This is a genomic window from Pseudomonas rhizoryzae, assembly GCF_005250615.1.
Taxonomy (GTDB): domain Bacteria; phylum Pseudomonadota; class Gammaproteobacteria; order Pseudomonadales; family Pseudomonadaceae; genus Chryseomonas; species Chryseomonas rhizoryzae.
Genome location: NZ_SULM01000003.1, coordinates 178,586 through 204,166 on the forward strand (window position 1 = coordinate 178,586; position 25,581 = coordinate 204,166).

Sequence of the window (25,581 nt, forward strand, 5' to 3'; positions counted from 1 at the left end):
CCACCCCACTTAAAAAAAGCCGATTTCAACGAGCTTAATACTGGACCTAAAGAAAAGCCGCACGCCCTGCAGGACGTGCGGCTTTCGATGTCCGAAACTGACGGCTACTTATTGCTGGTGGGCAACGATGTAGTCGATAGCTTCCTGGACGGTGGTGATCTTCTCAGCCTGCTCGTCCGGGATTTCGGTCTCGAATTCCTCTTCCAGAGCCATCACCAGTTCGACGGTGTCAAGGGAGTCGGCGCCCAGATCCTCGACGAAGGAAGCGCTGTTGGTAACTTCCTCTTCCTTCACGCCGAGCTGCTCAGCGACGATCTTCTTAACGCGTTCTTCGATGGTGCTCATACCGTGTTCTCACTCCTAAAGGAAAAATCCGCACAACGGATTGCGCGTAAGTGTATAGAAAGGGATTTCCGTATTTCAAGCTGACGCGACATCAAGACGTATGCGCGGCCATTGCTGGTGCGACAGTTTACCAGCTTAGCGCAATAGCCGCGCGGGGTAACGCCGGTCAGCTCATGTACATTCCGCCGTTCACGGGGATCGTGGCGCCGGTCACATAGGCCGCGCCCTCACCCGCCAGGAAGCCTACCACCTTGGCGATTTCATCGGCTTGCCCGAGGCGACCGGCCGGGATCTGGGTCAGCAGCGCTGCGCGCTGGGCTTCCGGCAGCTCACGGGTCATGTCGGTGTCGATGAAGCCGGGGGCTACCGCGTTGACGGTGATGTTGCGCGAACCCACCTCGCGGGCCAGGGCCCGGGTGAAGCCTTCGAGACCGGCCTTGGCGGCGGCGTAGTTGGCCTGCCCGGCGTTACCCATGGCGCCGACCACCGAGCCGATGCTGACGATGCGGCCCCAGCGGCCCTTGGTCATGCCCTTGAGCACGGCCTTGGACAGCCGGAACAGGCTGTTGAGGTTGGTATCGATCACGTCGAACCACTCATCGTCCTTCATCCGCAGCATCAGGTTGTCGCGGGTGATGCCGGCGTTGTTGACCAGGATCGACGGGGCGCCGAATTGCGCCTGGACCTGCTCGAGGGCGGCCGCGACGGAGGCGTTGTCGGAGACGTTGAGCACCAGGCCGGTGCCTTCGATGCCGTTGGCCTTGAGCGACTCGGCGATGCGCTGGGCGCCCGCCTCGCTGGTCGCGGTGCCGATCACGGTGGCGCCCAGCCGACCCAGTTCCAGGGCGATGGCTTGGCCAATACCACGCGTGGCGCCCGTGACCAGGGCGACCTTACCTTGCAGACTCATCTCGTGTTCCTCGATTCAAAAAGCCGCGCGGGCGGCGGCGAAGGCGTCGGGGGTGTCCAGGGACAGGGTTTCCACGCCCTTGACGCATCTCTTGTTCAGACCGGCCAGCACCTTGCCCGGGCCGCACTCCACCAAGTGGGTGACGCCCTGGGCCGCCAGGTACTGCACGGACTCGACCCAGCGTACCGGACTGTACAGCTGGGCCAGCAGATCCTGCTGCAGGCTGTCCAGATCGGTGTTCACGCCAGCATTGACGTTCTGTACCACTGGAATCGACGGCGCGCTCCAGGTGCAGCCACGGACGTCTTCGGCGAAGCGTTCGGCCGCCGGACGCATCAGCTCGCAGTGCGAAGGCACGCTCACCGGCAGGGCCACGGCGCGCTTGGCGCCCATGGCCTTGCAGGCCTCGATGGCGCGCTCCACGGCGGCGGCGGAACCGGCGATGACCACCTGGCCCGGGGCGTTGAAATTGACCGCACTCACGACGTCACCCTGGGCAGCTTCGGCGCAGGCCGCCAGCACCTGGGCATCTTCCAGACCGAGGATGGCGGCCATACCGCCCTGCCCGGCCGGTACGGCCTGCTGCATCAGCTCGCCACGGCGAGCCACCAAACGCACGGCTTCGGCGAACGGCAGGCTGCCGGCGGCCACCAGCGCCGAGTACTCGCCCAGGCTATGGCCGGCGACGTAGGCGGGCTTGGCGCCCCCTTCGGCGAGCCACAGACGCCACAGCGCGATGGACGCGGTCAGGATGGCGGGCTGAGTACGGTCGGTCTGGTTGAGCGACTCCTGCGGGCCCTGCTGGGTCAGCGCCCAGAGGTCGTAGCCGAGCACGGCGGAGGCTTCCGCGAAGGTTTCGCCGATCAGCGCATGGTGCGTGGCCAGCTCACCCAGCATGCCCAAGGCTTGGGAACCCTGGCCGGGAAAGACGAAAGCGAGAGAGGCAGACATAGGCAGGTCTCTTGTGGGTCCATTGCTGGCGAAAGCTCTGTTCCGCCACGGATAGACTGAGATGTCGGTGTCGACCGGTCGGTCACACCGCTTTCAGAGCCGCCAAGTTTAACCGGATACGCCCGGGGAGATCAGTCTCTACATCATGCAGGGCGCGCTCGATGGCCTGAACGAGACCGACTTCGCCTGCGGCGCCATGACTTTTCACCACCACCGCATTCAGGCCAAGAAAGCTCGCGCCATTGCGCAGCTCCGGGTCCCATTGGCGAAAACGCCGGGCCAGCCAGGGCTGCAACAGCCGACGTTCGAGCCAGGAGGTCGTGCCGCTGCGCTCGACCAGCAGGCGCAGCAGGGCTTCGCCAGACTTGAGCACCGCATTGCCGGTAAAGCCGTCACAGACCACTACATCCGCGACGGCGGCATAGAGATCGCTGCCCTCGACGAAGCCGGTGAAGTCGAAGGCCTGACTCTGGGCCAGGCGCCGCGCCGCCTCCTGGATCACCGGCGTCCCCTTGCCGGGCTCGCGACCGACGTTGAGCAAGGCCACCCGTGGCCGCTCCAGGCCGCGCGCCTGGGCCGCTCCCGCGCCCAGATAGGCGAATTGCACCAGCTGTTCGGCGGTGGTGTCGAGATTCGCGCCGAGATCGAGCAGCAGCGTCTGATGCTCTCCCAGCCCCGGCAGCGCCGACATCATGGCGGGTCTATCGATCTCCGGTAGCGTGCCGAGCAGCAGCCGCGCCAGTGCCATCCAGGCGCCGGTATTGCCGGCACTCAGGCACCCCTGGGCACGCCCTTGCTGGACGGCCTCCAAGGCGGCATGCATGGACGTGCGAGCGCGACTGCGCACGACGCTGGCGGGACGCTCATCGGGCCCAACGGCGGAATCGACGTAGTCGAAGTGCAGGCGAGTAGCGAGGGAAGCAGGTGGTGACCAGGCCGACAAGGCGTCGCGCTGACCACAGAGGAGAAGACTTAAGGCGGGAAAACGCTCGAGAGCGCTTATTGAAGCAGGAACAATGCAGCGGGGACCGAAGTCCCCGCCCATTGCATCGATCGCGATGACGGTTTCGATCGAGGATTACTCGTCGGAACCCTTGTCGATCACTTTGCGACCGCGGTAGAAACCGTCGGGCGACACGTGGTGGCGCAGGTGAACTTCACCGGTGCTCTTTTCCACGGACAGGGCGTTCGCTTCGAGGGCGTCGTGCGAACGACGCATGTCGCGAGCGGAACGGGACTTTTTGTTCTGCTGAACAGCCATGATTTAACTCCTAAACGTTTGGGTCACGCTTCAACTGCGCAAGTACACTGAACGGGTTGGGTCGCTTTTCCTCGTCCGCCGGCTCTTCGGGCGCCTCGAAACCTTCCGGATGCTGGCAAGCTCCTGCGGGATGCGCGGGAATGATCGGCAGCGCGAGCAACAGCTCGTCTTCGACCAGCCCATGCAGATCCAAAGGATCTTCGCCAACCTCCAGGGCATCGTAACCCTGTGGCAAGGCATCGGCCGACTGCCCTTCCCAGACCACGGCGAAATCGAATTCGCTGTGGATGGGAAGCACTGCCGGCTCCAGACAACGCTGGCAAATCATCTCGACCGCGGCATCGAGGACACCGTGGATGACGAACTGCCGCTGTTGATCACGCCCGAAGTCGAGGACGACGGCTACCGCGCCTTCGGACTTCACGAGCTGCTCGCCGACACGCCGCATGTTCGCGAGAGGCAGCTCACCCTTGAGGGTTACGCCGCGATCCGCCAATTTGCGAGGATCGACCTGAGGTGGAATTGGCCCATTCAACATAAGCGCGCCATTATAGGGACGGCCTTACGGCTGTCAAAGGAAATTAACCCCGAAGCGACTCCGACCGACCTCTGGTCGGCCTCGCCCGAGAACAAACTGATGCCCCGTATTCTACTCGCTTCCAGCTCGCCTTACCGCCGCCAATTGCTGGAAAGACTGCAGCTGCCCTTCGCCCACCAGTCGCCCGATATCGACGAAACGCCCCTGCCCGGCGAGCAGCCACGGGCGCTGGTGGAGCGCCTGGCCAGGGCCAAGGCCACAGCCCTCGGCGAGCAGCCGGAAGCCACCCTCATCATAGGTTCGGACCAGACCACCGCCATCGACGGCGAGATCATCGGCAAGCCCTTGAGTCACGAACGGGCTCATAGGCAACTGGCACGAGCCAGTGGCCGCACCCTGGTATTCCATACCGGACTGGCCGTGCTGGACAGCCGAACCGGGCAATGCCGAAGCGAGGTCGTGGATTTCCAGGTGCGCTTTCGCCAACTGGACGCTGCGACCATCGACCGCTACCTGTTGGTCGAAAGGCCCTACGATTGCGCTGGCAGCTTCAAGGCCGAGGGACTGGGCATTGCCCTGTTCGAAGCGATGCAAGGGGATGACCCGACCAGCCTGATCGGCCTCCCCCTCATCCGCCTGGCCGCACTGCTGCGCGAAACAGGCCTACAGGTGCCCTAGAGCCCTGCAGTAGTCAAACGTCAGCGCAGCGTCGGTCCCTGCCAGCCCATATAGAGAGCGAGGCGCTCGGCGACGCTGGCGCCCAGGCGCTTGGCGAAGCGATCGAAGGGCGAGTCTTGCTGGGTGTAGTCCACCATGTGCTCTTCCTTGATCACGTCCCGCGCCACGTAGCTGGCACTGCCAAAACCATCGATCAAGCCCAGCGGCAACGCCTGCTCACCAGACCAGACCAGGCCGGAGAACAGCTCGGGATGCCCCTCGACCTTGAGGCGATCGCCCCGCCCCTTCTTGACGCTGTCGATGAACTGCTGGTGAGTGACATCCAGCACCTGCTGCCAGAAGCGCGTCTCGTCGGGCTTTTGCGGCTGGAAGGGGTCGAGGAAGGTCTTGTGCTCGCCGGAGGTATAGACCCGGCGCTCCACACCCAGCTTCTCCATGGTACCGACGAAGCCGAAGGACGCCGCCGTGACGCCGATGGAGCCGACCAGGCTGGCCTTGTCGGCATAGATGGCATCGGCCGCGCTGGCCACGTAGTAGGCGCCCGAGGCCCCGAGGTCAGAGATGACCGCGTACAGCTTGATATCCGGATGCAGGCCACGCAGGCGCTTGATCTCATCATAGATATAGCCGGACTGCACCGGGCTGCCACCCGGACTGTTGATGCGCAGTATCAAACCGCGGGTATTGCTGTCGTCAAAGGCCTTGCGCAGCGCCGTCACCACGTTGTCGGCACTGGCCTTCTCGTCATCGGCGATCACGCCCTTGAGTTCGATGAGCGCGGTATGAGGCCCCGACTCGGTCACCCCACCCTTCTTGCCCAGCGATAGCAGGGGCGTGAACAGCACCAGCATGAGGATCAGGTAGGCGAAGGTCAGCAGCTTGAAAAAGATGCCCCAGCGCCGTGCCCGCCGCTGCTCCTGCACGCTGGCGAGCAGGGTCTTCTCGATCAGGGCCCAGGTCTTGTCGTCCGCCGGGCGCACACGCCCGCTGTCTTCCTTCCACTCGTCAGCCATGCCCGACCTCTCTCCTGACCACATCGTTGTCACCTAGCCATAGCGCCAGGTCCGTGAAGGCTTCGATCATCAAGCGCGGCGCGAAATCCCTGAGGACTTCCGCTGGCTGGGCACCATAGCTCGCGCCGACCGCATCGACCCCGGCGCGGCGCGCCATTTCCAGGTCGAACACCGCATCCCCCACCAGCAGCGCCCGCTCCGGCGCCACGCGGCAATGGGCGAGGATTTCCTGCACCATCTGCGGATCGGGCTTGCCGGCCGCCTCATCCGCACAGCGGGTGACATCGAAGAACTCGGTCAGACCATGCTGTTGCAGCGAACGCGCCAGCCCACGGCGACTCTTTCCGGTCGCCACGGCCAGTTGATAGCCCAGCGCGCGAAATCGCTGCAGCGCGCTCAGCACACCAGGAAACAGGGGCGAAGCCTCCTGCTCGCGACGCACGAACTCGGCACTGTAGGCGTCGCGGAAGCCTTCGATCTGCTCCTGGGTGACCAGGTGCGGATAGAGGGTCTGGATCGCGGCCACCAGCTCCAGCCCGATGATGCCCTTGATCGCCACGTCGCTGCGGGGCGGCAGACCCAGCGTCTCGGCAGCCACGTGCATCACCTCGACGATCCGGCCAATGGAGTCCGCCAGGGTGCCGTCCCAGTCGAAGATCAGCAGTTGGTAATCAGGCATCCAGCCGCTCCAGCGTCTGACTCCAGGTGCTGTCGACCGGTGCCTCGAGACGCAACTCGCCGCCTTCGGGCAGCGGAATCACCAGACTCGCCGAATGCAGGAACAGCCGCTTGCCACCCAGGTCGCGGATCTCCTGGGAGAAGTCTTCGTCGCCGTACTTGGGGTCGCCGGCGATGGCATGCCCGGCATGACGGGCATGGACGCGGATCTGATGGGTCCGCCCGGTCACCGGTCGCGCCTCGACCAGGGTGGCGAACTCGCCATAGCGACGCAGCACGCGAAACTCGGTGAGTGCTTCCTTGCCCTCATCGTTGACCTCGACCATCCGCTCACCGGACCTGAGGGTGTTCTTCAGCAGCGGCGCGCTGATCTTCTTCTTGGCCGCCGGCCAGTGGCCACGCACCAGGGCGTGATAGCGCTTGTCCACGCCGTCACCGCGCAGTGCCTCGTGCAGAAAACGCAGCATGCTGCGCTTCTTGGCGATCATCAGCAGCCCGGAGGTATCCCGATCCAGGCGATGGACCAGCTCGATATCGCGGGCTTCGGGGCGCAACTGGCGAAAGACCTCGATGACCCCGCCGGACAGGCCGCTGCCGCCGTGCACGGCGATGCCGGCCGGCTTGTTGATGACGATGAGGGCCTTGTCCTCATGGACGATGGAGGCCTCCAGGCGTTCGAGCAAGCCCTTGGCCAGGGGTGCCGGCTCGTCGGGCTCGGAGAGTCGCAGGGGCGGCACCCGCACCTGGTCACCGGCCTGCAAACGGTAGTCGGGCTTGATGCGCCCCTTGTTCACCCGCACTTCGCCCTTGCGCAGGATGCGATAGATGAGGGTCTTGGGTGCGCCCTTGAGTTGGGTACGCAGGAAGTTGTCGATGCGCTGGCCGGCATAGTCGGCTGGCACGTCGAACAGCTGAACGCCGGTGCTGGGAGAGGGAGGTTTAGTCATCGGCGAATGATACCAATTTTCCCTTATTTGAAGCACTTAAAGCTTGCTGCTATAGTCCGGAGGCGGTTATTCGTCCTGTCTGGATGGCGCCGCTCGCGAGGCCTGTCGGTTCGGTCCGCGAAACAAGAGCTGCAAACGCAATAGTTACTGGACGTCTGGCCGTCCAGCGGACCGCCGATTCGACCCAAGGGGGTGAGTGGCGATCCGCGATCCGCCTGGTAACCAAAGGCAGCGGCACCCAGGGTGTCAGCTGTAAAACGACAACCGCTCCGGACCTTGCGGGCGGCACCTGATTCCTGAAGATTGTGTGCAGGATGGAGATGCACAACCAGCGTATCGCGTAGCCTGACAGTACGCCTGCAGCCCGCTTCGCGCCAAGCTTCGGCCAAGGTGACGATCGCAGGTGGAAGCCTCATGGCCAACGGCCGATGCTCCAACCCAGCGACACCTGACACGAATCCCGCGACGACCCGGCTGCACGAGCCTTTCGGCTGTCACGCCCGCACCGTACCTGGTTGATTCCTCCTTCTGCGGAGCTGCAAAGGCAGTCGCTCAAGCGCCTGCAGGAGACGTAGTCGCGGCGTGGCTCTGACCTCGCTGCTGGACACGAAGGCCGGATCCATACCGGCTTCGATACGACCCCGTGCACCCTTCTCTTGAATCCTGTTGCCACCACGCGGGCCGAGAGCCCGGAACGTAGTGGTATTACATGAAAAGAATGCTCATCAATGCGACCCAGCCCGAGGAATTGCGGGTTGCCTTGGTCGACGGTCAACGTCTGTTCGACCTGGACATCGAGTCCGGCGCCCGCGAACAGAAGAAGGCCAACATCTATAAAGGCCGCATCACCCGCATCGAACCCAGCCTGGAAGCCGCCTTCGTCGACTTCGGCGCCGACCGCCACGGCTTCCTCCCGTTGAAGGAAATTTCCCGGGAGTACTTCAAGAAGAACCCGGAAGGTCGCGTCAACATCAAGGAAGTGCTCTCCGAAGGCCAGGAAGTAGTCGTCCAGGTCGAAAAGGAAGAGCGTGGCAACAAGGGCGCCGCCCTGACTACCTTCATCAGCCTCGCCGGCCGCTACCTGGTGCTGATGCCCAACAATCCCCGTGCCGGCGGTATCTCTCGCCGCATCGAGGGCGAAGAGCGCAACGAACTGCGTGAAGCCCTGAACGGCCTCGACGCTCCCGGCGACATGGGCCTGATCGTCCGCACCGCCGGCCTGGGTCGTAGCACCGAAGAACTGCAGTGGGACCTCGACTACCTGCTGCAACTCTGGTCCGCCATCACCGAAGCCTCGGGCGAGCGCAAGGGCCCCTTCCTGATCTATCAGGAAAGCAACGTCATCATCCGCGCCATCCGCGACTACCTGCGCCAGGACATCGGCGAGGTCTTGATCGACAGCGTCGAAGCCCAGGAAGAAGCCCTGAGCTTCATCCGCCAGGTGATGCCGCAGTACGCCAGCAAGATCAAGCTGTACCAGGACAGTGTCCCGCTGTTCAATCGCTTCCAGATCGAAAGCCAGATCGAGACCGCCTTCCAGCGCGAAGTGAAGCTGCCGTCGGGCGGCTCCATCGTCATCGACCCCACCGAAGCCCTGGTCTCCATCGACATCAACTCGGCGCGCGCCACCAAGGGCGGCGACATCGAGGAAACCGCCCTGCAGACCAACCTGGAAGCGGCCGAGGAAATCGCCCGCCAGCTGCGCCTGCGTGACATCGGCGGCCTGATCGTCATCGACTTCATCGACATGACCCCGGTGAAGAACCAGCGCGCCGTGGAAGACCGCGTCCGCGAGGCCCTGGAAGCCGACCGCGCCCGCGTGCAGATCGGCCGCATCTCGCGCTTCGGCCTGCTGGAAATGTCCCGCCAGCGCCTGCGCCCTTCCCTGCGCGAAACCAGCGGCATCGTCTGCCCGCGCTGCAACGGCCAGGGCATCATCCGCGACGTGGAATCCCTGTCGCTGGCCATCCTGCGCCTGATCGAAGAAGAAGCCCTGAAGGATCGCACCGCCGAGGTGCGTGCCCATGTGCCGATCCAGGTAGCGTCCTTCCTGCTCAACGAGAAGCGCAACAGCATCACCAAGATCGAGCTGCGCACCCGCGTCCGCATCATCATCCTGCCGGACGACCACATCGAGACCCCGCACTTCGAAGTGCAGCGCCTGCGCGATGACAACCCCGAGCTGCTCAACAGCCAGTCCAGCTACGAGATGGCCAACACCGAAGCCGAAGAGGTGCTGCCGGTCAGCTCCACCCGCACCCTGGTACGCCAGGAAGCGGCAGTGAAGGTAGCGCCCGAGCGTGCACCGGCTCCCGTGTCCACCACCGCCGAAGTCGTGACCCCGGCAGCGCCCGTGGCCGCCAAACCCGCAGCGGAACCCAACCTGTTCAAGGGCCTGGTCAAGTCCCTGGTCAGCCTGTTCGCCGGCAAGACCGAAGAGCAGCCCCTGGCCAACAAGACCGCGACCACGCCGGAAACCACCAAGAGCAGCGACGAGCAACGCCGTCAGGACGAGCGCCGTAACGGTCGCCAGCAGAATCGCCGCCGCGAAGGCCGTCGCGATGACGAGCGCAAGCCGCGCGAAGAGCGTCAGCCCCGCGCCGAACGTGGTGAGCGTAGCGAACGCCCGGCGCGTGAAGAGCGCAAGCCGCGTGAAGAGCGTCAGCCTCGCGAAGACCGTCAACCGCGTGAAGAGCGTGCCTCCCGCGAAGAGCGTCAACCTCGCGAGGAGCGCCAGCCCCGTGAAGAGCGCGCCAATCGCGAAGAACGCCAGCCGCGTGAGGAGCGTCAACCCCGCGAAGAGCGTGCTAGCCGTGAAGAGCGCCAGCCGCGCGAAGAGCGTCAACCCCGTGAGGAGCGCGCCGTTCGCGAAGAGCGTCAGCCCCGTGAAGAACGTCAACCCAGCGAAGAACGTCTGAGCGCCGAAGAGCGTCCGGCTCGCGAGGAGCGTCAGCCGCGTGAGGAGCGTAAGCCCCGCGAAGAGCGTCAGCCGCGTGAAGAGCGCAAGGCCCGCGAAGAGCGTCAGGCAGCGGCCAGCGCCGAAGAGCTGAACGAAGAAGAAGTACTGGAAGGTAACGACGAGCTGGAAGAAGGCGAAGAGCGTCCGCGTCGCCGTTCCCGCGGTCAGCGCCGTCGCAGCAACCGCCGTGAGCGTCAGCGTGATGCCAATGGCAACTTCATCGAAGGCGACGAGCAGAGCGAAGCGGGCACCGATTCCTCTGTTGCGCCAGCAGCCGTTGCCCTGGGCACCGCCGTGGTGGTCAGCGAGAGCGTGACTGCCATCGCCACCCAGGAAGAGGTACGTGAAACTCGCCACCAGGAACCGGCCCCCACTGCCGACACCCCTGCTGCCGAAGCCGCTCAGGAAACTGCCGCAGTGCAACCCGCTGGCGAAGCTCCTGCCCAACCGGAAATCCTCACGCCCAACGTGAGCCAGCTGCAGGATGAGCGCGCACCGCACCAGGAAGTCGAGATCGCCGCTCCAGCCGCCGAGCAGACCGCACCCGTTGCAGCGACTGCCGCCATCCCTGCAGCTCCGGTCGAAGCGGAAGCAGCAGAGCCGGCCGTAGGTCGTGCCTCCAACGACCCGCGCGAGCGTCGTCGTCGTGAGCGACTGGAACGTGAAGCCGAAGCCGCCCGCGCCAAGCAGGCCGAGCAGGCAGCTCAGGCACCCGCCCTGGGCGCCATCGCTGAAACCGAGGAAACCTTCGCGACCGCAGCGGTTGGCACCGTCGAGCCGCAGCCGGTAGTCGTCGAGTCCGAGCCCGCCCCGGTAGCAGAGGCAACGCCTGCGGTCGAAGCGGAATCGGCACCCATCGTGGTCGAGCAACCTGCCGAGCTCGCACAGAGCGTTGTGCAGGAAGAAGCAGCCCCTGCCGCTCCTGCCAGCACGGAGCTCGCAACCGACGAGACCCACAAGCCCGACGCAGTGAAAGAGGACGAGCTCGCTCAGTCCGAGTTCGACCGCAAGCGTGAAGAGTCGCGGGAAAACCATCCCCGCTGATTCCTGACGCGAATTAAAAAGGGCGCTTCGGCGCCCTTTTTCATACCCGGAATTCGCGGTGGCGTCTCGCCCTCAACGGCACTATCAAGCGGGCCCATGCCCTCCCCTGGCACCCCAAGCTCATTGACGCCAGGAGCCGGCGCTGAGCACAGCGAAGCAGCAGTCCCCAGTGCAGAGACTGCCCGTTGGGCTTCGGCGGTAGAGCTGCCTCAACCCAACCTACGTGACCTAGGTGCAATACCGTAGGTTGGCGCTGAGCAACGCGAAGCCCAACAGCCCCCAGTGTGGACTACCTGTTGGGCTTCGGCGGTGGAGCTGCCTCAACCCAACCTACGCGGCCCAGGTGAAACACCCTGGGTTGGTGCTGAGCGCAGCGAAGCCCAACAGCCCCAGGTGCGGACTGCCTGTTGGGCTTCGGCGGTGGAGCTGCCTCAACCCAACCTACGCGGCCCAGGTTAAACACCCTGGGTTGGCGCTGAGCGCAGCGAAGCCCAGCAGCCCCAGGCGTGAACTGCCTGTGACGATGGGGCCGCCTCGACCCAATCTATGCGGCTCGTGCTGAAAAATCACAGGCATAAAAAAACCCAGCCATTTGGCTGGGTTTTTCGAGCGTATCCCGAAGGATTAACGCTTGGAGTACTGCGGACGCTTACGCGCTTTGCGCAGACCGACTTTCTTACGCTCGACTTCACGGGCGTCACGAGTGACGTAACCGGCTTTGCGCAGGGAGCTGCGGTAGCCTTCGTCGTACTCGATCAGAGCGCGGGTGATGCCGTGACGGATGGCACCGGCCTGGCCGCTTACACCACCGCCAGCGACGGTAACGTAGACGTCGAACTTCTCCAGGGTCTCGGTCAGCTCGAGGGGCTGACGGACGACCATGCGCGCGGTTTCGCGGCCGAAGAAGGTATCCAGGGTGCGATCGTTGATGGAGATCTTGCCAGTGCCCGGACGGAGGAAGACACGAGCGGTGGCAGTCTTACGACGGCCGGTACCGTAATTTTGAGTTGCCGACATGTTCTACTATCCCGATTAAAACTTGAGTTCTTGGGGCTGCTGAGCGGTGTGCGGATGGTTCGCACCCTTGTACACCTTGAGCTTGCGATACATGTCGCGGCCCAGCGGGTTCTTCGGCAGCATACCCTTGACGGCGGTCTCGATGACGCGCTCGGGAGCACGGGCGATCAGCTTTTCGAAGTTGATCGACTTGATGCCACCCGGGAAACCGGAGTGATGGTAGTACATTTTGTCGGTAGTCTTGGCACCGGTCACCCGAACCTGCTCGGCGTTGATGACGACGATGTAGTCGCCGGTGTCAACGTGAGGGGTGTATTCGGGCTTGTGCTTGCCACGCAGGCGAGTGGCGATTTCAGTAGCCAGACGACCCAGAGTCTGGCCAGCAGCGTCGACGACGTACCAGTCGCGCTTAACGGTTTCCGGTTTTGCGGTGAAAGTTTTCATTCTCTATGGCCTCAGAGGCCGCCCTGGTAAAAAGACGGCAAATTCTACACAACAGTGCAACCCCAGACAAGTCAGGGGCAGCCGGAAACAGACGCTCTTCGGGGGCTCGGGTCGGCGTCCGCTACGGCGATCTCGGCAGGCTTAGGCATCCCCCGCCAAGAAAGCTGCGGCATGATACCCGCTCAGGACGAAAAAGCAACCGAAAACTAGAAAGAAAACAGCGCCTGGGTGGCCACCGAACCCTGGCGACGCGAGGCCAGGTGATCTGCCAGACGAGTCGGCTCAGGCAGGCGATGGCGCTTGACGCATGCCATGACCAGCCTGGGCGCGCTGACCAGGCTGACCCGGTGACCGGGCGAGACGATCAGTGGCTTCACCCTGTCCTTGCTGCGTAGCACCGTGCCGATCACCGAACCCTCACGATCCAGCAGGTCGACCTGGCTGCCACGGGTTTCGGCCAGATCGGCGTGATGACCGGTGAGTATTTTCTTGGCGACACCGATGGTCGGCAGACCGGTGACCACGCCCAGATGGGCGGCGATGCCCAGTCGCCGAGGGTGGGCGATGCCATGGCCATCGCAGAACACCAGATCGGGGGTTTCCGGCAATTCTTCCAGGGCTTGGAGCAGCGCCGGTAGTTCGCGAAAGGACAGCAGGCCCGGCACATAGGGCATCACGGTGGGGATGCGGGCGATGGCGTGGGCCAACGGCTGCAAGGTGTCGGCATCCAGCAAGACGGCCACCGCGCGGGTGATCGCGCCGCCCTCCTCGAAGCCTACGTCGACGCCGGCGTAGTGCCGTGGCGCGCCGAAGTCGTCGTCCAAGAGAACTTGCTTGGCCAGTTGCTTTTGCAGGATGCGCGCCTGGGCGGGCGAGCCGTCCCATTCGGCGAAGGGATCGGAATTCACACGTACCTCCCGAAAACCTGGGTCAAAGGATTGATCCTTCAACCCGGGCAGGGTTCAGGGCTTGTGCGGACGGGCCAGGTATTCGTGGGACTGCATTTCCAGCAGGCGGCTGAGGGTGCGCTGGAATTCGAACTCCAGGCGGCCACCGGAATAGAGATCCTTGAGCTCGACTTCGGCGGACAGGATCAGCTTGACCTGGCGATCGTAGAATTCGTCGACCAGGTTGATGAAACGTCGCGCCATGTCGTCCTTGAGCGCATCCATCCGCTCGACATTGGAAACCAGCACGGTCTGGAAGATCTTGCCCAGCTCGATGTAGTCGTTCTGGCTGCGCGGGCCGTCGCAGAGCGCGCGGAAGTCGAACCAGGCGACGTCCTCGCAGGTGCGGCGGGCGCGGATCTCGCGATTCTCGATCATCAGCGGTACGTCTTCGCACAGATCGGTGCACTCGACGGTGAGCGAGCGGAAGCTCTTGGCCATCGCCGCCTCGACTTCGTCGCTCAACGGATAGTGGTAGAGCTGCGCCTGTTCCAGGGCGCGCAGGCGATAGTCGACGCCGCTGTCGACGTTGACGATCTCGGTGTGCTCCTTGAGCAGGGCGATGGCCGGCAGGAAGCGCGCGCGCTGCAGACCGTCCTTGTAGAGGCCGTCGGGCACGATGTTGGAGGTAGCGACCAAGCTCACGCCGTTCTTGAACAGCTCTTCGAGCAGAGTCGCCAGGATCATGGCGTCGGTGATGTCGGAGACGAAGAATTCGTCGAAGCAGATCACCCGCGCCTCGTCGGCGAAGCGCCGGGCGATGATGGTCAGGGGATTCTTCTCGCCCTTGAGGGTCCGCAGCTCTTCGTGGACCCGCTTCATGAAGCGGTGGAAGTGGGTGCGCATCTTCTGCTTGAACGGCAGGGCGTCGTAGAAGGTATCGACCAGATAGGTCTTGCCACGCCCTACCCCGCCCCAGAAATACAGTCCCTTGATCGGCGTGACCGTCTTGCGCCCGAGCAGTTTGCCGAACAGGCCGCCCTTGGCGGCGGGCTCGGCGAGCAAGTCGTCATAGAGCCGCTGCAGATGGCGGACGGCCTCTTCCTGGGCGGCATCGTAGAAAAACTCCGGGCGCTTGAGGTCGGCCTGGTAACGCTCGAGGGGGGTCATGGCGGCTTCTGGTCGGGTGGAAAAAAGGGTGGTCACTGTAATGGCGGTCCCTGGCGTTGACAACGCCGGGGACCGCAGGTGCCGTCAGCCTTCGGCTAATTGCGCCAGAGCGATGCGAGTGCGCTCGATCAAGGCATCGCGCGCGGCGGGCGAGTCGCCAGGGACGCCCTCGGCGACGACCTGATCGTCCAGCAGCAGCTGGAAGCCATTGCCCTCTCCCGCCACGACACTGGCCGGCGTGGTGACCAACTGCTTGCTGGTGATACCGGCGGTCTTGGCCTCGGCGAAGGGGATCGAGAGCGCCAGTTCGGTGCCGTCGCCATCGAGCAGGCGGAAGCGGAAGCTGCCATCGTTCTCGCGGAAGCTGACGAATCGAGCGGTCTTGCTGGCCTTTTTCTTGGTGGCACCGGTAGCGACCTGGGTCTTGAGCGAGCGCAGGCCCACGGCTTCGCGCAGTTCGCCGAGGAAGGGCGTGGCGTAGCGGCGGGCCTTGGCGGCGCCGGCCAGCAGGATGTCTTCCAGGTCATCGGGACGGGCGATCAGCGCGGCATAGCGCTCGCGGGCTTCGCCCAGTTCGGCGTCGAGCAACTCGAAGAGCTGGCCCTTGGCCTCGCCCCAGGCCAGGCCGCCAAGCAGGGCTTCGCGGAAGGCCGCGCTCTGCTCGGGCGTGGCGAAGGCCTGGTAGAGGGTGAAGAGATGGGCGCTGTCCGGGTCCTTGGGCTCACCGGGCAGGCGCGAGTCGGTGACGATCCGGGCGATGGCGTCCTTGAGCTGCTTGGCACTGCCGAACAACGGGATGGTGTTGTCGTAGCTCTTGGACATCTTGCGGCCGTCGAGGCCGGGCAAGGTGGAGACGCTTTCCTCGATGACCGCCTCGGGCAGGGCGAAGTAGTCGCGGCCATTGCCGAACAGGTGGTTGAAGCGCTGGCCGATGTCGCGGGCCATTTCCACGTGCTGGATCTGGTCACGACCGACCGGCACGCGCAGGGCGTTGAACATGAGGATGTCCGCCGCCATCAGGACCGGGTAGCTGTAGAGACCCATGGTGACCCCGGCATCGGGATCCTCGCCCTGCTCGAGGTTGCGGTCGACCGCAGCCTTGTAGGCGTGGGCTCGGTTGAGCAGGCCCTTGCCGGCAACGCAGGTGAGCAGCCAGGTCAGCTCGGGAATCTCGGGGATGTCGGACTGGCGATAGAAGGTCACCCGCTCCGGATCCAGGCCGCTCGCCAGCCAGGTGGCGGCGATCTCCAGGCGCGAGCGCTGGATGCGCGCGGGGTCGTCGCACTTGATCAGGGCGTGGTAGTCGGCGAGGAAATAGAAGGAGTCGGCGTCAGGGGCCAGGCTGGCACGGATGGCGGGACGGATGGCCCCGGCGTAGTTGCCCAGGTGCGGGGTACCGGTGGTGGTGATGCCAGTGAGGATGCGAGTGGTCATGGAGGCGCTGGGAATCCGAGAGACTAACGAGGGTCAGGCCTGCAGGCGGGGCAGGACCAGATCTTTGAGTTCGACGAGTTTGCCATGAAAGAAATGGCTACACTCGGGAACGCGGAGTAGTTCGTGAGGCTGTTCGAGGGCGGCGGACCAGGCGTAGACCCGCTCGGGAGTCACCACCTCGTCGGCCTCGGGTTGGATGACAGTGAGACGCGCCTGGGTGGGCAGACGCCCATCGACCGAAAAGCGCTCCACCGGGGGCGCCAGCATGAACAGGCTCGCCACCGACACACCTTCGGCTTCGAGTCGACCACCCAGGCAGGCGGCCACGCAGGAGCCAAAGGAGAAGCCGCAGAGGATCAGCGGCAGGTCGGGATGGCGTTCGCGCAACCAGGCCACGGCCGCCGCGGCGTCGTCGATCTCGCCTTCGCCGCCGGCATGCGTACCGGTGCTGGCACCGACGCCGCGGAAGTTGAATCTGAGGGTGGCCTGACCCGCATCGCGGGCGATGCGCTGCAGGGTGGCGACCACCTTGTTCTGCATGGCGCCGCCGTGGAGCGGATGGGGATGGCAGAGCAGCACCGCGCCGGTGGGTTCGGCCGGGCTCTGGTACAGGGCTTCCAGAGTGCCCGCGGGGCCCTCCAGCAGCAGGGATTCTTCACGGGCTGACACGCTTGACTCCGTGACCCCGGACGAACAGTGCTCATCCAAGGAGTTGATTTTGATAGGGTCGATCCTGCGCGATGCCTGAGTGCGGGGTATGATGGCGTCAAGCGAATGGCAGATGACGCAACCCAGTGTACAGGCTCGCGGGTCTGCCGTTACCGTAAAGCAAAGCCGCTCATAGAGGAAGTTTCGTGGAACAGTCGCTCACTACCTGGTTGTTGCCCCTGGTCGCGCTGCTGATCGGGGTCGGGATAGGTTTTCTGCTGGCGCGCCTGGTGCCGGGTGCCGCGCCGAACAGGGTGCAGCGCCAGTTGGATGACCTACAGAAGAAGTTCGACGACTACCAGCACGAGGTCACCAGCCACTTCAGCACCACCGCCGGCCTGGTGCGCAAGCTCACCCAGACCTACCAGGACATGCAGACGCATCTGTCCGAAGGCGCCGAGCGCCTGGCCCAGGACGAGTTGACCCGCCAGCACCTGCTGGCTTCGCTGCACAGCGCCGAACAGCGCTATCCCACCAGCCGCGAGCGGATCGACGGTCCGACCGAAGCGCCGCGGGACTATGCGCCCAAGGGTGACGGCACCCCGGGCACCCTCGACGAAACCTACGGCGTGAAGAGCCGCGGTTGATCGCCAAGGCCGGGCACTGTCCCGGCCTTTTTCTTTCCTGCGTCGCCTTTCCACTCTGGGCGTGACGCCCGGCCCTTTTCCGGCCCGACATGGCATAATCCGCGGTTGTTAGAGCCTGTTCAAAGGCTCGCGAGCTAGAGCCAAACAAGGCAAGAATGGCTGAGGAAGCGGAGTTTACGAGTGGTAAATGAGCATTCCGAAGCCATTTTTAACACCGTTTGGCCGACGCGCAGCAGACTTTGAACAGGCTCCTAGTCTTTCGCAGGAGAACGCCATGCCCGCAGCGGCCAGTGGCCTGAGCCTCTACGGCATCAAGGCTTGTGACACCATGAAGAAGGCCCGCCTATGGCTCGACGAGCACGGCCAGGCCTATCACTTCCATGATTACAAGCAGAGCGGCATCGACCGCGAGCGGCTGGCCGCCTGGTGCGCGGAGCACGGCTGGGACAAGGTGCTCAATCGCGCCGGCACCACCTTCCGCAAGCTCGACGACGCCCAGAAGGCCGACCTCGATACCGCCAAGGCCATCGACCTGATGCTGGCGCAGCCTTCGATGATCAAGCGACCCGTACTCGATCTTGGCGACCGTACCCTGCTGGGCTTCAAGCCCGAGCTCTATGCCGCGGCCCTGAACTGAGCCCTGCGGCCACCGCCCTCACTACCGCACATCTTGCACCGACCGGATCGGTGCCTTTGCAAAGGAACAGTCTTATGTCGCATGCCCTCTTCAGTATCGCCTTCGGTGTCGGCACCCAGAATCGCCAGGACGCCTGGCTGGAAGTCTTCTATGCGCAGCCCCTGTTGAATCCGGCGCCCGAGCTGGTCGCGGCGGTCGCGCCCCTGCTTGGCTACGAGGGTGGCAACCAGGCCATCGCCTTCGCCCCGGCCCAGGCTCGCGGTCTGGCCGAGGCGCTCAAGGGCATCGACGCGGTGCAATCGGCGCTGCTGACCCGCCTGGCGGAAAGCACCAAGCCGCTGGTGGCGACCCTGCTGGCCGAAGATGCCGCCCCCGCCTCCACCCCCGAGGCCTACCTGAAGCTGCATCTGCTGTCCCACCGCCTGGTCAAGCCCCACGGTCTGAACCTGAGCGGCATCTTCGCCCTGCTGCCCAACGTGGCCTGGACCAACCAGGGCGCCGTGGACCTGGCCGAACTGCCGGCCGAGCAGCTGGAAGCGCGCCTGCGTGGCAAGCTGCTGGAAGTCTTCTCGGTGGACAAATTCCCCAAGATGACCGACTACGTGGTGCCGGCTGGCGTGCGCATCGCCGATACCGCCCGCGTGCGCCTAGGCGCCTACGTGGGTGAAGGCACCACGGTGATGCACGAAGGCTTCGTCAACTTCAACGCCGGCACCGCCGGCCCCGGCATGATCGAAGGCCGCGTGTCCGCGGGCGTCTTCGTCGGCAAGGGTTCGGACCTGGGCGGCGGTTGCTCCACCATGGGCACCCTGTCGGGCGGCGGCAACATCATCATCAGCGTCGGCGAAGGCTGCCTGATCGGTGCCAACGCCGGCATCGGCATCCCGCTGGGCGATCGCTGCACCGTGGAGTCCGGTCTCTATGTGACCGCCGGTAGCAAGGTCGCCGTGCTGGACGACCAGAATCAACTGGTGCGGGTGGTCAAGGCGCGCGAACTGGCCGGTCAGAGCGATCTGCTGCTGCGCCGCAATTCGGAAACCGGCGCGGTCGAATGCAAGACCAACAAGACCGCCATCGAACTCAACGAAGCGCTGCACGCGCACAACTGAGTCCACTACCGGGCAGCCCGCCACGCGCGGGCTACCCCGGAGCTGTCGCCATGTCGCTACCCTCTCCCTGGCGAGCCGAATTTCCGGCTTTCACCGCCTTCGCCGCCGACGGCATCACCTACCTCGACAGCGCCGCCACTGCGCAAAAGCCCCAGGTGGTGCTGGATGCGCTGCTGGCCAGTTATAGCCTGGGCGCGGCCAATGTGCACCGTGCCCAGCACTGGGCGGCCGAGCGCACCACCGCCGCCTACGAAGGCGCCCGGGGGCGGATCGCCGCCTGGCTGGGCGCTGCCTCGCCGCAAGAAGTGGTGCTGACCCGTGGGGCGACCGAGGCGCTCAACCTGCTGGCCTATGGCTTGGAAGAGGCCTTCAGCCCCGGCGACGAGATCCTGATCAGTGCCCTGGAGCACCATGCCAACCTGCTGCCCTGGCAGCAGCTGGCGCAACGGCGCGGTCTGCAGTTGCGGGTGATTCCCCTGACGCCCAGCGGCCATCTGGACCTGGACGCCGCCGAGGCGCTGCTGGGGCCCAGGACCCGGCTGGTCGCCGTCAGCCAGCTGTCCAACGTGCTCGGTACCTGGCAACCGCTGGCGGAGCTTGCGGCCCTCGTACGGGCCCGCTCGCCGGCCTGGCTGGTGGTGGACGGCGCCCAGGGCGCGGTCCATGGCCGGCATCGCCCGGCCGACTTCGATGCCGATTTCTATGTCTTCTCCGGTCACAAGCTCTATGCGCCCGAGGCCATCGGCGTGCTCTGGGGCAAGGCCGAGTGCCTGGCGCAGCTCAAGCCCTGGCAATTCGGTGGGGAGATGGTGCGGCACACCACCTTCGGCGAAGCCCAGTTCCATACCGCGCCCATGGGCTTCGAGGCGGGGACGCCACCCATCGGCGCCACCATCGCCCTGGGCGCGGCGGTCGACTGGCTGCAGGGACAGGACGAAAGTCTCATCCGTGGTCACGAACAGGCCCTGAGTCTCAAGCTCCTGGCCGGGCTTGCCGCCCGCGATGGCGTGCGGGTACTGGGCGAACCGCAGATCGCCCTGGCCAGTTTCCAGGTCGCCGGGGTGAATGTCGGCGATCTGTCCCATCTGCTGGGTGAACAGGGCATCGCCGTGCGCGCCGGTCAGCACTGCGCCATGCCGCTGTTCCAGACCTTGCAGCTGACCGGCGCGTTGCGGGTATCCCTGGGGCTGTACAACGACGCCGAGGATCTGCAGCGCTTCTTCACCGCGCTGGACAACGCCCTGGAGCTGCTCCGATGAATCTGCTTCCCGATGCGGCCGAAGCCCGCCGCGCCTTCGTCATCGCCAAGGGCTGGGAGGCGCGCTCGCGGCTCTTGCTGCAATGGGCCGAGCGCCTGCCCGCGGTGCTGGAGGAGCGCGACGAAGACCTGGTGCAAGGCTGCGAAAGCCGGGTACGCCTGACCCATGACGCCCAGGGCGACCGCCACTATTTCCGCGCCAGCAGCGAATCCCGGGTGCTCAAGGGGCTGCTCGCCGTGGTGCTGGTCCGCGCCAATGGGCTCACTCGCGAGGAACTGGGCCGGCTCGACATCCATGGCTGGCTCACCGAGCTTGGCCTGGAGCGGCAACTGTCGCAGTCGCGCAGCAATGGGCTGACTGCGGTGCTGGCCAGGATGCGCGAACTGGCCGGCTAGGTCTCGCCTGATGTCGGCTGGCGCCGGGCCCGGAAGAAATCGGTCAGGACCTGGCCGCAGGCGTCGGCCAGCACGCCCCCCTCCACCAGCACCCGGTGGTTGAGAAAGTCCTGCTCGAAGAAGCGTCCGCGACTCTGGGCCATGCCGGCACGGGGCTCGCTGGCGCCATAGACCAGCCGCTGGATACGACTGTGGACGATGAGACCAGCGCACATGCTGCAGGGCTCCAGGGTGACGTAGAGGGTCGCCCCCGGCAGCCGGTAGTTGGCCAGGCACGCAGACGCGGCGCGAATGGCCTCCATCTCGGCATGGGCGCTGGGATCGTGGGCACCGATGGGTCGATTGAAGCCCCGCCCGATGATCTCCCCTTCGAGTACCACCACGGCGCCGACGGGTACCTCACCCTGGGCGGCTCCTTGCTCCGCCAGCGCGAGGGCTTCGCGCATGAAGAGGTCATCCCGACTGCGGTCGATGATGGGCGGGGAACGAAAACGGGCCATGGCTGAACTCGGACAAAAGCCCATGATAACGCTGGAGAAGCGCAAGACGGGCCTGACACCGGCCAAAACATCGCTTCGTCAGAAAACGAATTGCACCAATGGTTATTGGAAAAACCAAATGAAAGAATGAGTGCGAGCGGGCGCTATAAAACGTGATCTTGATCACATTCACGGTTATTCGACGTCACAACTTCAACGGGCGAGACGGCCAGTGGTCCTATTCAAGAGTTCATCTGAGAGATTCGCATGATTGCTGCACCCTCCGGCCAGTCTCTGCAACGCTGCGAAAGCGAGCCGATCCGTATCCCCGGCTCGATCCAGGCCCATGGTTACCTGCTCGCCTTCGACGAGGCGGAGCGCCTGATCAAACACATCAGCCGCAATTTGCCGGAGCTACTGGGCCGGCCGGAGCCGGAGCTGCTGGACCGCCCGCTGGAACAGGTGCTGCCACCCGAGTTGCATGAACAGGTGCTGCAGGCACTCACTCTCGAACACCTGGAAGAAGCCAACCCTCTCGGTTGGATTCGCCCGACCCGGGACATGGACGTGATCCTGCATCGCAGCCATGGCCTGGTGTTCATGGAGTTCGAGCCGGATGACCATGGTGGCGTGGAGCCGGCCGGCCTGGCGCGGGCCCTGGCGCGTCTGCAGCAGGCCAGGAACCTGACCGAGTTGTGCGCAGGCGCGGTACGCGAGGTGCGCGCCTTGACCGGTTTCGACCGGGTAGTGGTCTATCGTTTCGACGATGGCGGCGACGGCCAGGTGGTCGCTGAAGACCGCGTCGAAGACATCGACAGCTATCTGGGCATGCATTTTCCGGCGAGCGACATTCCGGCCCAGGCGCGTGCCCTGTACCACGAGAACTGGATCCGCAGCATTCCGGATGCCGACTATGCGCCCGTGCCGCTGGTACCCGCCTACCTGCACGGTACCGCCTACGACCCCATAGATTTGACCCATGCGGTATTGCGCAGTGTCTCGCCCATCCATTGCCAGTACGTGCGCAACCAAGGCCTGCGGGCGTCCATGAGCGTGTCGCTGATCAGCGATGACAAGCTCTGGGGGCTGATCAGTTGCGGTCATCGCGAACCGCTGTTCCTGCCTTTCCGCACGCGGATGGCCTGTCGCTCGATAGGGGTGCTGGTCTCGCTGATGATCAGGGCGCTGGAAAATCGGCAAGTCCAACGCGAGATCGATGCCCGGGAAGCGCAACTCGCGGCGCTGATCCAGAGCATGTGCGATAGCCGCGGCGAGGTCTTGAGCGGTCTGTGCGAACGGGCGACGGACCTGCTGGAGCTGGTCGAGGCGCGCGGCGCGGCGGTGCTGGTGGAGGACGAGCTCTGCACCCTGGGCGAATGCCCGAGTCCGGAGGACATCCGTCTGCTCGCCGGCTGGGTCACCGCCGAGATGGATGCCTCGGGGCTGTATTCGACCCGCTGCCTGGCCGACGAGTTGCCCGATGCGCGCCGCTACAGCGACCGGGCCAGTGGCCTGCTGGCCTTGGCGCTGCCCAAGCCGGTACGCAACCTGGTGCTCTGGTTCCGCCCCGAGATCGTGACCACCGTGGTCTGGAGCGGCAATCCGACCAAGCTCGAACCCACCCCGGATTCGAATCTCAATTATCCCCATCCGCGGCGCTCTTTCGATGCCTGGAAGGAATTGGTCCGCTTGCGCTCGGAGCGCTGGCGGCATTCCGACTTGTTCGCCGCCAAGGATTTACGGCGCTCGGCCATCGAGATCGACCTGGCCCGGCAGGTGGAGCGCGAGCGCCAAGCGGTGCGACTGCGCGACGAGATCGTCGCGGCGGTGTCGCACGACCTGCGCAGTCCCATCAGCATCATCCTGCTGAAGGTGGGAATGCTGCAGCGCCTCCTGGAAAAACTGACGTTGGGCGATGAGCGGCTGACCAGTTCGCTCGAGGTGATAGAGACGGCAGCCCAGCGCATGAACGCCTTGATCAGCGATCTGCTGGATTTGTCGAAGATCGAATCCGAACGCCTGCTGCTGGATCTGAAACCCACGCGTCTGGCGGACGTCTGTGCCCAGCCCATCCTACTGTCGCGCCCGCTGGCAGAGAGCAAGGCAATAAGTCTGGAGTACGCCGCCGACCTGGATATCCAGGTGCAGGTGGAGGCCGAGCGTATCTTCCAGGTGCTGATGAACTTGCTGGGGAATGCCATCAAGTTCACCGCGCCAGGTGGTCTAGTACAGCTCAGCATGCGACGGAGCGGTGACATGGCCGAGATCAGCGTGACCGATAATGGCCGTGGCATGACCCTGGCGCAGCAGGCGCGGGTTTTCGAACGCTTCTGGCATGTGCAGGAAGACAATCCCACAGGGCATGGCCTGGGGTTGTATATCGCCAAGGGTATCGTCGAGGCCCATGGTGGCCAGTTGAGTGTCGTTAGCGGCTTGGGCCAGGGCAGTACCTTCACCTTTACCCTGCCGCTTGCGCTCAAGGGCGCGTAAAGGGGAAATCCCCGGTGGCCGACAGCGACGTTGAAACCACCGGGGGAGCGCTGGGCTCAGGGTAATGGACGCCAGCGCAGCGCTACGAATTCCCACCTTTCGTCGGCTATAAAAGGGTCATTTTCTTCAATACGCCCGGTGGGCGTCCTCGCTAGGGTGCGGGTCTCCTTCACTGACGAGACCTCGCGATGACGCTGATCCTGTCCATGGCCGCCTTTGCCCTGGTGGCCTCCCTCTCCCCCGGCCCGGTCAATCTGGTGGGCTTCAATACCGGCCTCACCCACGGCTGGCGCACGGCGCTACGGCATGTCGCCGGTGCGACCCTGGGCTTCGTCGCCCTGCTGCTGGCGGTCGGTCTCGGGCTGCACGAGGTGCTGGCGACCTGGCCGGTGCTGCTCGACGTCTTGCGGGTGGCCGGCGCCCTGTTCCTGCTCTATCTGGCGTGGAAACTGGCGCGGGCCTCGGGCGATCTGGGGACGGGCGACCTTCCGCAGTGCCCAGGCTTTCGCGACGGCGCCCTGTTGCAATGGCTCAATCCCAAGGCCTGGTTGGCCGCAGCAGCGGGCGTGGCCTTGTTCGTCGGCGAGGATCGCGGGCGTCTGGCGCTGTTCGCCGGACTCTACCTGGTGATCTGCTTCGCCTCCCTCGCCTGCTGGGCGGTGGCGGGCGAATTGTTGCGCGGGCGATCCCTTACGCCGGCGCGGCTGCGCCTGCTCAATCGCCTGCTCGCCCTGTTGCTGGTGCTCTGTGCCGTCTCATTGCTGTGGGAGAGCTGAGGCCGCCCGGTACTGGCCGGGCGTAGCCGCCACCAGGCGCTTGAAGGTGCGCTGCAGGTGGGCCTGGTCGGCGAAGCCGGTGGCTTGGGCGACCTCGGCCAGCTCTTCGCCCTGGCGCAGGCGCTGCCGCGCCAGGCGGATGCGGCAGTCGATCAGGTAGGCATGGGGGGTGAGTCCGTAGCGGCGCTTGAAGCTGCGGATCAGTTGGGTGGGCGACAGATCCGCGACCTCGCTCAGTTGGTCGAGGCTGACGCCCTCGCCACAATGGGCATCGAGAAAGTCGGCGGCGCGGCGCAGGCGGCGGTCTTCGCGGATCAGGATCGCCGCCTTAGGCGTGCGACCGAGACGCGCCAGCACCATCTCGAAATACAACAGCGTCTGGCTCTGGCGTTGCAACGTGGCACCGTCGGGATCGACCAGGCAGGCATGGAGCGCCTCCAGCCCTTGGTAGAGCTGGGCGTCCTGGGACAGTTGCACGGCCAGCGGCTGGAAGTCGTCCGCGCCCTCGCGTTGCAAACCGGCCAGCCAGCGGGCATCCACGTGCAGCATGCGATAGCGCCAGGCCTCTGCGCCCTGGGGGTTGCAGGCATGGACGTCACCGGGATTCATCAGCACCAGGGTGCCGGCTCCCACCAGTTCGCGGGTCGGGCCATTGTGATAGCGACTGCGGCCACCCAACACCGTGCCGATGGAAAAGGTCTCGTGGGAATGCGGGGCGTAGCAGAGCGCGCGGCCGTCCTGGATGGAGCGAGCTTCGAGAAAGGGCAGCGCGGGATCGCGCCAGAAATGAGGAGTGGTGCCGGTGGTGATCATACGGCAGGGACTTCCAGGACGACGGGCCAGATCAGTCTAGACGTCGTCCCGG

General features: G+C 64.9%; 27 protein-coding genes. 10 read left to right on the top strand and 17 right to left on the bottom strand.

Features of this window, described 5'->3' with window-relative positions; all coding sequences use genetic code 11:
* Window positions 1-108: 108 nt before the first annotated feature.
* The 6 genes from acpP to FAZ11_RS05470 form a co-directional block, all read right to left on the bottom strand.
* Complete coding sequence (gene acpP, locus FAZ11_RS05445) at window positions 109-345, bottom strand: acyl carrier protein (protein ID WP_007160597.1); 237 nt, start codon at window positions 343-345, stop codon at window positions 109-111.
* A gap of 166 nt (window positions 346-511) precedes the next feature.
* Entirely contained in the window at window positions 512-1,255 is a 744-nt protein-coding gene (gene fabG, locus FAZ11_RS05450) for a 3-oxoacyl-ACP reductase FabG (RefSeq protein WP_058764601.1), read from the bottom strand.
* A 15-nt stretch (window positions 1,256-1,270) separates the two neighbouring features.
* Window positions 1,271-2,206 carry an ACP S-malonyltransferase gene (gene fabD / locus FAZ11_RS05455; RefSeq protein WP_058783137.1) on the bottom strand — a complete coding sequence of 312 codons (936 nt, stop codon included), beginning with the start codon at window positions 2,204-2,206 and terminating at the stop codon, window positions 1,271-1,273.
* An 82-nt stretch (window positions 2,207-2,288) separates the two neighbouring features.
* Window positions 2,289-3,278, bottom strand: a complete 990-nt coding sequence (plsX, locus tag FAZ11_RS05460) for a phosphate acyltransferase PlsX (RefSeq protein WP_338325304.1) — start codon at window positions 3,276-3,278, stop codon at window positions 2,289-2,291.
* Window positions 3,279-3,284: 6 nt separating this feature from the next.
* Entirely contained in the window at window positions 3,285-3,467 is a 183-nt protein-coding gene (gene rpmF / locus FAZ11_RS05465; RefSeq protein ID WP_007160601.1) for a 50S ribosomal protein L32, read from the bottom strand.
* Between the two features lie 10 nt (window positions 3,468-3,477).
* Window positions 3,478-4,005, bottom strand: a complete 528-nt coding sequence (locus tag FAZ11_RS05470) for a YceD family protein (protein ID WP_058773567.1) — start codon at window positions 4,003-4,005, stop codon at window positions 3,478-3,480.
* A 99-nt stretch (window positions 4,006-4,104) separates the two neighbouring features.
* Between FAZ11_RS05470 and FAZ11_RS05475 the strand changes: the two genes are divergently transcribed.
* Complete coding sequence (locus FAZ11_RS05475) at window positions 4,105-4,683, top strand: Maf family protein (protein ID WP_058783135.1); 579 nt, start codon at window positions 4,105-4,107, stop codon at window positions 4,681-4,683.
* Between the two features lie 20 nt (window positions 4,684-4,703).
* Here the strand turns inward: FAZ11_RS05475 and FAZ11_RS05480 are convergent, their stop codons facing one another.
* The 3 genes from FAZ11_RS05480 to rluC are packed head-to-tail and all read right to left on the bottom strand — an operon-like array spanning window position 4,704 to window position 7,321.
* The gene (locus FAZ11_RS05480; protein WP_058783134.1) at window positions 4,704-5,696 is read right to left on the bottom strand and encodes a S49 family peptidase; all 993 of its coding nucleotides are present in this window, start codon (window positions 5,694-5,696) and stop codon (window positions 4,704-4,706) included.
* Window positions 5,689-6,375: an HAD-IA family hydrolase gene (locus tag FAZ11_RS05485; protein WP_058783133.1), complete on the bottom strand. Its 687-nt coding sequence runs from the start codon at window positions 6,373-6,375 to the stop codon at window positions 5,689-5,691. Before FAZ11_RS05485 ends, FAZ11_RS05480 begins: the two co-directional genes overlap by 8 nt.
* Window positions 6,368-7,321 (bottom strand): 23S rRNA pseudouridine(955/2504/2580) synthase RluC, encoded by a 954-nt coding sequence (gene rluC / locus FAZ11_RS05490; RefSeq protein ID WP_058783132.1) that lies wholly within the window; start codon window positions 7,319-7,321, stop codon window positions 6,368-6,370. Before rluC ends, FAZ11_RS05485 begins: the two co-directional genes overlap by 8 nt.
* Before the next feature lie 709 nt (window positions 7,322-8,030).
* On the opposite strand from rluC, the gene rne reads away from it, so the two are divergent.
* A complete protein-coding gene (gene rne, locus FAZ11_RS05495; RefSeq protein ID WP_137279167.1) occupies window positions 8,031-11,324 on the top strand; it encodes a ribonuclease E in 3,294 nt (1,097 codons plus the stop codon).
* Window positions 11,325-11,948: 624 nt separating this feature from the next.
* Here the strand turns inward: rne and rpsI are convergent.
* From rpsI to FAZ11_RS05525, 6 genes are all read right to left on the bottom strand, one after another.
* Window positions 11,949-12,341, bottom strand: coding sequence for a 30S ribosomal protein S9 (rpsI, locus tag FAZ11_RS05500; protein WP_058764621.1), 393 nt, complete (start codon window positions 12,339-12,341; stop codon window positions 11,949-11,951).
* A 15-nt stretch (window positions 12,342-12,356) separates the two neighbouring features.
* A complete protein-coding gene (gene rplM / locus FAZ11_RS05505; RefSeq protein ID WP_007160609.1) occupies window positions 12,357-12,785 on the bottom strand; it encodes a 50S ribosomal protein L13 in 429 nt (142 codons plus the stop codon).
* 206 nt (window positions 12,786-12,991) lie between these two features.
* The gene (gene nfi / locus FAZ11_RS05510) at window positions 12,992-13,693 is read right to left on the bottom strand and encodes a deoxyribonuclease V (protein ID WP_058773564.1); all 702 of its coding nucleotides are present in this window, start codon (window positions 13,691-13,693) and stop codon (window positions 12,992-12,994) included.
* A 54-nt stretch (window positions 13,694-13,747) separates the two neighbouring features.
* Window positions 13,748-14,842, bottom strand: coding sequence for a cell division protein ZapE (gene zapE / locus FAZ11_RS05515; RefSeq protein ID WP_058768616.1), 1,095 nt, complete (start codon window positions 14,840-14,842; stop codon window positions 13,748-13,750).
* Window positions 14,843-14,926: 84 nt separating this feature from the next.
* A complete protein-coding gene (locus FAZ11_RS05520) occupies window positions 14,927-16,276 on the bottom strand; it encodes a tryptophan--tRNA ligase (protein ID WP_058777514.1) in 1,350 nt (449 codons plus the stop codon).
* 33 nt (window positions 16,277-16,309) lie between these two features.
* Window positions 16,310-16,945, bottom strand: coding sequence for an alpha/beta hydrolase (locus FAZ11_RS05525; protein ID WP_058777515.1), 636 nt, complete (start codon window positions 16,943-16,945; stop codon window positions 16,310-16,312).
* Window positions 16,946-17,130: 185 nt separating this feature from the next.
* On the opposite strand from FAZ11_RS05525, the gene FAZ11_RS05530 reads away from it, so the two are divergent.
* The 5 genes from FAZ11_RS05530 to FAZ11_RS05550 all read left to right on the top strand — a co-directional run bounded on the left by FAZ11_RS05530 (window position 17,131) and on the right by FAZ11_RS05550 (window position 20,971).
* Window positions 17,131-17,571: a Z-ring associated ZapG family protein gene (locus tag FAZ11_RS05530; protein ID WP_058764633.1), complete on the top strand. Its 441-nt coding sequence runs from the start codon at window positions 17,131-17,133 to the stop codon at window positions 17,569-17,571.
* A 274-nt stretch (window positions 17,572-17,845) separates the two neighbouring features.
* Window positions 17,846-18,208 (top strand): ArsC family reductase, encoded by a 363-nt coding sequence (locus tag FAZ11_RS05535; RefSeq protein WP_007160615.1) that lies wholly within the window; start codon window positions 17,846-17,848, stop codon window positions 18,206-18,208.
* 74 nt (window positions 18,209-18,282) lie between these two features.
* A complete protein-coding gene (dapD, locus tag FAZ11_RS05540) occupies window positions 18,283-19,317 on the top strand; it encodes a 2,3,4,5-tetrahydropyridine-2,6-dicarboxylate N-succinyltransferase (protein WP_058777516.1) in 1,035 nt (344 codons plus the stop codon).
* Window positions 19,318-19,367: 50 nt separating this feature from the next.
* Window positions 19,368-20,576, top strand: coding sequence for an aminotransferase class V-fold PLP-dependent enzyme (locus tag FAZ11_RS05545; RefSeq protein ID WP_058777517.1), 1,209 nt, complete (start codon window positions 19,368-19,370; stop codon window positions 20,574-20,576).
* Window positions 20,573-20,971 (top strand): SufE family protein, encoded by a 399-nt coding sequence (locus FAZ11_RS05550; protein ID WP_058764640.1) that lies wholly within the window; start codon window positions 20,573-20,575, stop codon window positions 20,969-20,971. Before FAZ11_RS05545 ends, FAZ11_RS05550 begins: the two co-directional genes overlap by 4 nt.
* Here the strand turns inward: FAZ11_RS05550 and tadA are convergent.
* The gene (gene tadA, locus FAZ11_RS05555; protein WP_058768622.1) at window positions 20,968-21,471 is read right to left on the bottom strand and encodes a tRNA adenosine(34) deaminase TadA; all 504 of its coding nucleotides are present in this window, start codon (window positions 21,469-21,471) and stop codon (window positions 20,968-20,970) included. The genes FAZ11_RS05550 and tadA overlap by 4 nt on opposite strands.
* Here tadA and FAZ11_RS25145 point away from each other — a divergent pair.
* The 3 genes from FAZ11_RS25145 to FAZ11_RS05565 all read left to right on the top strand — a co-directional run bounded on the left by FAZ11_RS25145 (window position 21,470) and on the right by FAZ11_RS05565 (window position 24,716).
* Window positions 21,470-21,601 carry a hypothetical protein gene (locus FAZ11_RS25145; protein ID WP_257787179.1) on the top strand — a complete coding sequence of 44 codons (132 nt, stop codon included), beginning with the start codon at window positions 21,470-21,472 and terminating at the stop codon, window positions 21,599-21,601. The two genes, tadA and FAZ11_RS25145, sit on opposite strands and share 2 nt — an antisense overlap.
* 116 nt (window positions 21,602-21,717) lie before the next feature.
* Window positions 21,718-23,940 carry an ATP-binding protein gene (locus FAZ11_RS05560; protein ID WP_058768623.1) on the top strand — a complete coding sequence of 741 codons (2,223 nt, stop codon included), beginning with the start codon at window positions 21,718-21,720 and terminating at the stop codon, window positions 23,938-23,940.
* Between the two features lie 188 nt (window positions 23,941-24,128).
* Window positions 24,129-24,716: a LysE family translocator gene (locus FAZ11_RS05565; RefSeq protein WP_058773556.1), complete on the top strand. Its 588-nt coding sequence runs from the start codon at window positions 24,129-24,131 to the stop codon at window positions 24,714-24,716.
* Here the strand turns inward: FAZ11_RS05565 and FAZ11_RS05570 are convergent.
* On the bottom strand, window positions 24,696-25,529 hold the full coding sequence (locus tag FAZ11_RS05570) for an AraC family transcriptional regulator (RefSeq protein ID WP_058773555.1): 834 nt from the start codon (window positions 25,527-25,529) through the stop codon (window positions 24,696-24,698). The two genes, FAZ11_RS05565 and FAZ11_RS05570, sit on opposite strands and share 21 nt — an antisense overlap.
* Window positions 25,530-25,581 lie beyond the last annotated feature (52 nt).